Below are 5,546 nucleotides of genomic sequence, written 5' to 3' on the forward strand. Positions count from 1 at the left end.
CCCCACACACCCGCAGCCGAGCATCAGACCTGATACCGCTCAGGAGCGAACAGCCCCAGGTTCTCGGCAACCCAGGCCGACGTGTGCTTGAGCCCCTCCACGAGGGAGACCTCCGGCACCCACCCCGCCCACTCCCGCGCCCGCGTGTTGTCCGAGAGGAGCCGCTCCACCTCGCTCCCCGAGGGACGCAGCCGCGCCGGGTCGACCACCACGGACGCGTCCCGCCCCGACGCCGCGATCAGCGCCTCGGCGAGGTCGCCGATGGAGATCTCCCGGCCCACGCCGAGGTTCACCGCGTGGCCGAGCGCCCGGTCGGCGACCGCCATCGCCATGAAGCCGCGCGCCGTGTCCGTCACGTACGTGAAGTCCCGCGTCGGCGTCAGCGAGCCCAGCTTGATCTCCCGGGCACCGGAGTGCAGTTGGGCGAGGATCGTGGGGATGACCGCACGGGCCGACTGGCGCGGGCCGTACGTGTTGAAGGGCCGCACCACCGTCACCGGCAGCTCGAAGGCGTGCCAGTGCGAGAGCGCCATCATGTCGGCGCCGATCTTCGAGGCGGAGTACGGCGACTGCGGCTGGAGCGGGTGCGACTCGGCGATCGGAGCCGTCAGCGCCGTCCCGTACACCTCGCTCGTGGACGTGTGCACCATGCGCCGCACGGAGTGCCTGCGGCACGCCTCCGCGACGTTCTCGGTGCCGACCACGTTCGTCTGGACGTACGCGCCGGGTGAGTCGTACGAGTACGGGATGCCGATCAGCGCGGCGAGGTGGAAGACGGTGTCGCACCCGGCGACCGCGTCCATCACGCGCCCCGCGTCCCGCACGTCGCCCGCGATCATCTCGACCCGCGGGTCGCCGAGGAGGTGGGCCAGATGCCCCTTCTCCGCGTAGGGCTTGTAGTGCACGAAGGCGCGGACCTTCGCGCCCGCGTCGAGGAGCTGGTCGACGAGCGTCGAGCCGATGAAGCCCTCGGCACCGGTGACGAGGACGGTGCGGTCCTGCCAGGAGAACGGGGTGGCGGCGGACGTGTTCATGCGTACTCCAGGTGAGGGGTTGCGTGGGCGAGCCGGAGGACCCGCTCGGCGAGCAGGTCGGCGGCGCGGGCGTGCGGTCCGGGGTCCGCGGCGCCGCTCATCGCGGCGAGCCGCACCGGGTCCGCGAGGAGCGGGCCGAGCAGTTGCGCGAGCCGGTCGTCGGTGGTCTCCGCGTCGGGCAGCAGGAGGCCCGCGCCCGCGTCGGACAGGACCCGGGCGTTGTGGGTCTGGTGGTCGCCGGGCGCGTGCGGATAGGGCACGAGGACGGCGGGGACGCCGGTGGCGGCCAGTTCGGCGACCGTCGCCGAGCCCGCGCGGCACACGACGAGGTCGGCGGCGGCGTAGGAGAGGTCCATGCGGTCGAGGTAGGGGACGGCGCGGGCGACCGCGTCACCGCCCTCGGCGGCGAGCCGGGCCCGCGTCTCCTCCAGGGCCGCGGGACCCGTCTTGATGAGGAGGTGTACGTCCCGTCGGTCCCGCCAGCGCGCGGCGAGGCCGACCGCCGCCGCGGTGAGGCGGGCCGCGCCGAGGCTGCCGCCGTTGAAGAGGATCAGCCGGGCGCCCGGCGGCACGCCGAGCTCACGCCGCGCCTCCGGGCGCAGCGCGGCCCGGTCCAGCGCGGCGAGCGGCGCCGCGATCGGCATGCCGGTGGTGTGCGCGCGCTCGCCGCCGGGCAGATGGGCGCGGCTGCGGTCGAAGGCCACCGCGATGTTCGGGGTGAGCCGGGCCGCGAAGCGGTTGGCGCGGCCCGGTACGGCGTTGGACTCGTGGATGAGGCTGGGCAGCCCCGCCATGCGGGCGCCGACGATGACGGGGGCGCTGGGGTAGCCGCCCATGCCGACGGCGACCTGTGCGCCCTGCTCGCGCAGGATGGCCCGGCACTGGGCGCCGGACTTCAGCAGCGCGGCGGGCAGCAGATAGCGGCGGGCGCCGAGCGACGGGTCGAAGGGGATCATGTCGACGGTGTGGAGGCGGTACCCGGCGTCCGGTATCAGCCGGGTCTCCAGGCCCCGTTCGGTGCCGACGAAGGAGATCACCGCGCCCGGCACGGCCCGGCGCAGCGCGTCGGCGAGGGCGAGACCGGGATAGATGTGCCCACCGGTGCCGCCCGCGCCGATCACGACGGAGAGGCCGGAGTGCCCCGAGGGATCGGAGTGAGTGGTTCGCATGGCAGTGGAGCATCACGCGAGGGTCTAAGAGGGTTTTAAGAGCCGCGTTTGGCACCTTTGGACCATGAGCTTCACGAGCGTGACCAGCAAGGGCGGCCCGCCGGGCGCGGGCGGGACGGCGCACCGGATCCTGGTCGTCGACGACGACCCCGAGGTCCGCGCCGCCGTCGAGGACGCCCTGACGGTCGAGGGCCATCACGTGCGGGGCGCGGCGGACGGCCACCGCGCGCTCACGGCGGTGGCCCGCTGGCAGCCGGACCTGGTGGTCCTCGACGTCCTGATGCCGGTCATGGACGGCCTCGCGGTCTGCCGTCAGCTGCGCGCCGCGGGCGACCGCACCCCGGTCCTCGTGCTGACGGCCCTGGACTCGGTGAGCGAGCGCGTCGACGGCCTGGACGCGGGCGCCGACGACTACCTGGTCAAGCCGTTCGCCCTGGACGAGCTGGTCGCCCGGGTCCGGGCCCTGCTGCGGCGCGCCACGCCGGAGCGCGCGGCGGACGACGGCGACGACCTCGCGTACGGCGATCTCGTCCTGGACCCCGCGACGCGCACCGGCCGCCGCGGCGGGCGCCGGGTCGAGTTCAGCCGCACGGAGGCCGTCCTGCTCGAACTGCTGCTGCGCAACGCGGGCCAGGTCCTGCCGCGCGAGCTGATCCAGCAGGCGGTGTGGGGCCGCGACTTCGGCCCCGACTCCAACTCCCTCGCCGTGTACGTGGGTTATCTGCGCCGGAAGCTGGAATCGGGCGGGGAGCCCCGCCTCGTCCACACGGTGCACGGCATCGGCTACCGGCTGGGCTCCCCGTGAGCGCGCGGCGCAGGCTCGGCGCGCGGTGGCGGCGCCGCAGGCCGCTGCGCACCCGCCTCGCGGTGGTCGCCGCGGCCGCCGTGGCCGTGGTGGCGATCGGGGTGTGCCTCGCCGCGTTCTTCGTGATCCGCTACAAGCTGTACCAGCAGCTCGACCAGAACCTCGCCCAGTCGGCGACGCTCATCGCCCAGCAGCACCGCACCGAGGGGCCGGGCGTCATGACGGGCGAGTGCCGGTTCCTCGGCGCGCCCGCCTGCTCGCAGATCGTCCCCGCGGACGCGAAGGACGACCCGGCGAAGCCGTACCTGCTGCCCGTGTCGGGGCTGACGCGCTCGGTCGCCGACGGCCACCACTCCCCGTACTACTCGAACTTCACGCTCCCCGGCGGCAAGCCGGGCCGGATGTACACCACCACGTTCGGCAAGGAGGGCGAGGCCGTGCAGGTCGCCCTGCGCGCGGACATCGCCGAACGCGGCGTGCGCCAGGCCGCGTCGCTGCTCGCCGCGGTGGGCGGCGCCGGTGTGCTGCTCTCCGCGGTCGGCGGCTACTGGGTGTCCCGCACGGGCCTGGCGCCGATCACCCGCCTCACGGCCACCGCCGAGCGCATCGCCGCCACCCGCGACGCCCGCCACCGCATCGAGCTGCCCCCGGGGCGGCCGGCCCGCGAGGGCCACGAGGACGAAGTGACCCGCCTGGCCACCTCGTTCAACACGATGCTCGCCGAGCTGGAGGAGTCCGTCGCGGCCCGCCGCCGACTGGTCGCCGACGCCTCGCACGAGCTGCGCACCCCGCTGACCGCGCTGCGCACGAACGCGGAACTCCTCGCCAGGGCCGACCGGCTGACGGACGCCCAGCGCGCGCGGGCGTCCGGTGCGCTCGGGCGGCAGCTGCGCGAAGTCACCGGCATGGTCAACGACTTGATCGAGCTGGCCAGGGACGCGGAGCCGCAGCCCCTGCTCGAAGAGGTACGGCTGGCCCCGCTGGCCGCCCACGCGGTCGAAGCGGCCCGCGGCCACTGGCCCGCGATCTCCTTCCTGCTCCAGGTGGCGCCGGAGGCGGCCGAGCTGAGCGTGCCCGGCGTACCGGCGCGGCTGTCCCGGCTCCTCACCAACCTCGTCGACAACGCGGCCAAGTTCAGCCCGCCGGGCGGCCCGGTCGAGGTCGCGCTGACCCGCGACGCGCTGACCGTGCGCGACCACGGGCCGGGGATCGCGGAGGAGGACCTGCCGTACGTCTTCGACCGCTTCTACCGCGCGGAGAAGGCGCGCGCGCTACCCGGCTCGGGCCTGGGCCTGGCGATGGCGCGCCAGATCGCGCACGCCCACGGGGCGGAGCTCACGGCGGAAGGGGCGCCGGGCGGCGGAGCGCTCTTCCGCCTGACCCTGCCGGGCCCGTAGCCGCCCCGGCCGCTCCCTACTTCTTCGCCCAGGCGCAGCTGCCGAGCGTGGCCCTGCCCTTGGCGACGAGCCGGTCGGCCTCGCGGGCGACGAGCACGCGGGTCTTGTCGCCCTTGCACACCACGGTGCGGTCCCCGTGCCCGGCCAGGTCGACCAGGATCTGGTCCCAGTGGCGGTACTGCACGTCGTGCCCGGAGTCCGCGTAGGTGCGCACCTTCGCCGTGTCCGGCAGCTCCTGCTGCCATGCCTTCAGGGTCGCGGGCGGCACGGTGGTGTCCTTCTTGCCGCCGTAGAGGTAGACGGGGGCGTCCAGCTCCGACAGGTCGGGGCCCGGGCGTCCGCAGTACAGCTTCTGCTCGTGCACCTGGGGTGCGGGGTCGGCCTGCTGGCCGCGCTGGTTGTAGGTGCGCGCGCCTTCCTCGTACGCCGTGTCGGCGAAGCCGGGGATGGACTTCACGGGGCTGTCGTCGGGGAAGGCCCACCACTTGCGCGGGTCCTTGATCTGGTCCTTCACGGCGGCGGCGAGCGCGTCGTCGGAGAGGCCGCAGTACTCGGGCTTCGTGCCGTAGGGGGGCAGGGCGGCGGCGAGGTGGAGCTGTGAGATCCGCTCGGGGGCCCGGGCGGCGAGCTCGGCGGCGTAGGGGCCGCCGCCGGATATCGCGACGACGGACACGTCGTCGACACCGAGCTTGTCGAGAACCTGAAGGGCGTCCTTCGCGAAGTCGGCCTTGCCCAGGTTCTTGTCGAACGCGGTGTCGCCGAAGCCGTTGCGCTCCACGGAGATGAGCCGCAGGCCCAGGTCCTCGCGCGTGGTGCGGAAGAAGTCCGTCATGTGCGAGGCGCGGGCGCTCGTGCCGGTGCCGCCGATGAACAGGACGGGCTTGCCGTCCTTCTCGCCGGTGTCCGAGTAGTGCGCGGTACGTCCGTCGGAGAGCTTCGCGGCGCGGACCTCGGGGCCGAGCGAGTCGAAGTCGTCCTGCACCTTGGGCTCGGGCGGCGGGCTCGCACTCACCTCGCCGGAGCCGCCCACCAGGAGTGCGCCGAGGACGGTGCAGGTGGCGGCTCCGATGGCGAAGGCGGCGGTGCGGGCGTGACCGGTCGAGCTCACGGAGTCTCCTGGGGCTGCCTCCTATACACATCT

At 74.2% G+C, this 5,546-nt stretch carries 5 protein-coding genes; 2 read left to right on the forward strand and 3 right to left on the reverse strand.

Annotated elements, in window-relative coordinates:
- Window positions 1-23 precede the first annotated feature (23 nt).
- Both AOK03_RS35990 and AOK03_RS35995 read right to left on the reverse strand, forming a co-directional pair.
- Window positions 24-1,034, reverse strand: coding sequence for an SDR family NAD(P)-dependent oxidoreductase (locus AOK03_RS35990; RefSeq protein ID WP_055569592.1), 1,011 nt, complete (start codon window positions 1,032-1,034; stop codon window positions 24-26).
- Complete coding sequence (locus AOK03_RS35995; protein WP_055569593.1) at window positions 1,031-2,203, reverse strand: UDP-N-acetylglucosamine--N-acetylmuramyl-(pentapeptide) pyrophosphoryl-undecaprenol N-acetylglucosamine transferase; 1,173 nt, start codon at window positions 2,201-2,203, stop codon at window positions 1,031-1,033. The genes AOK03_RS35990 and AOK03_RS35995 overlap by 4 nt, the downstream gene beginning before the upstream one ends.
- A 64-nt stretch (window positions 2,204-2,267) precedes the next feature.
- Here AOK03_RS35995 and AOK03_RS36000 point away from each other — a divergent pair, with 64 nt between their 5' ends.
- Entirely contained in the window at window positions 2,268-3,008 is a 741-nt protein-coding gene (locus AOK03_RS36000) for a response regulator transcription factor (RefSeq protein ID WP_055569594.1), read from the forward strand.
- On the forward strand, window positions 3,005-4,405 hold the full coding sequence (locus AOK03_RS36005) for a sensor histidine kinase (RefSeq protein ID WP_055569595.1): 1,401 nt from the start codon (window positions 3,005-3,007) through the stop codon (window positions 4,403-4,405). The genes AOK03_RS36000 and AOK03_RS36005 overlap by 4 nt, the downstream gene beginning before the upstream one ends.
- 16 nt (window positions 4,406-4,421) lie before the next feature.
- On the opposite strand, the gene AOK03_RS36010 is transcribed toward AOK03_RS36005, so the two are convergent.
- Window positions 4,422-5,513, reverse strand: coding sequence for an alpha/beta fold hydrolase (locus tag AOK03_RS36010; RefSeq protein WP_055569596.1), 1,092 nt, complete (start codon window positions 5,511-5,513; stop codon window positions 4,422-4,424).
- Between the last annotated feature and the right edge of the window lie 33 nt (window positions 5,514-5,546).

This window comes from Streptomyces atriruber, from assembly GCF_001418325.1.
GTDB classification, from domain to species: domain Bacteria; phylum Actinomycetota; class Actinomycetes; order Streptomycetales; family Streptomycetaceae; genus Streptomyces; species Streptomyces atriruber.

Bases quoted from the DNA above. Each gene is read 5' to 3' on its own strand.
- AOK03_RS35990 (WP_055569592.1), bottom strand. From the start codon at position 1,034: ATGAACACGTCCGCCGCCACCCCGTTCTCCTGGCAGGACCGCACCGTC.
- AOK03_RS35995 (WP_055569593.1), bottom strand. From the start codon at position 2,203: ATGCGAACCACTCACTCCGATCCCTCGGGGCACTCCGGCCTCTCCGTC.
- AOK03_RS36000 (WP_055569594.1), top strand. From the start codon at position 2,268: ATGAGCTTCACGAGCGTGACCAGCAAGGGCGGCCCGCCGGGCGCGGGC.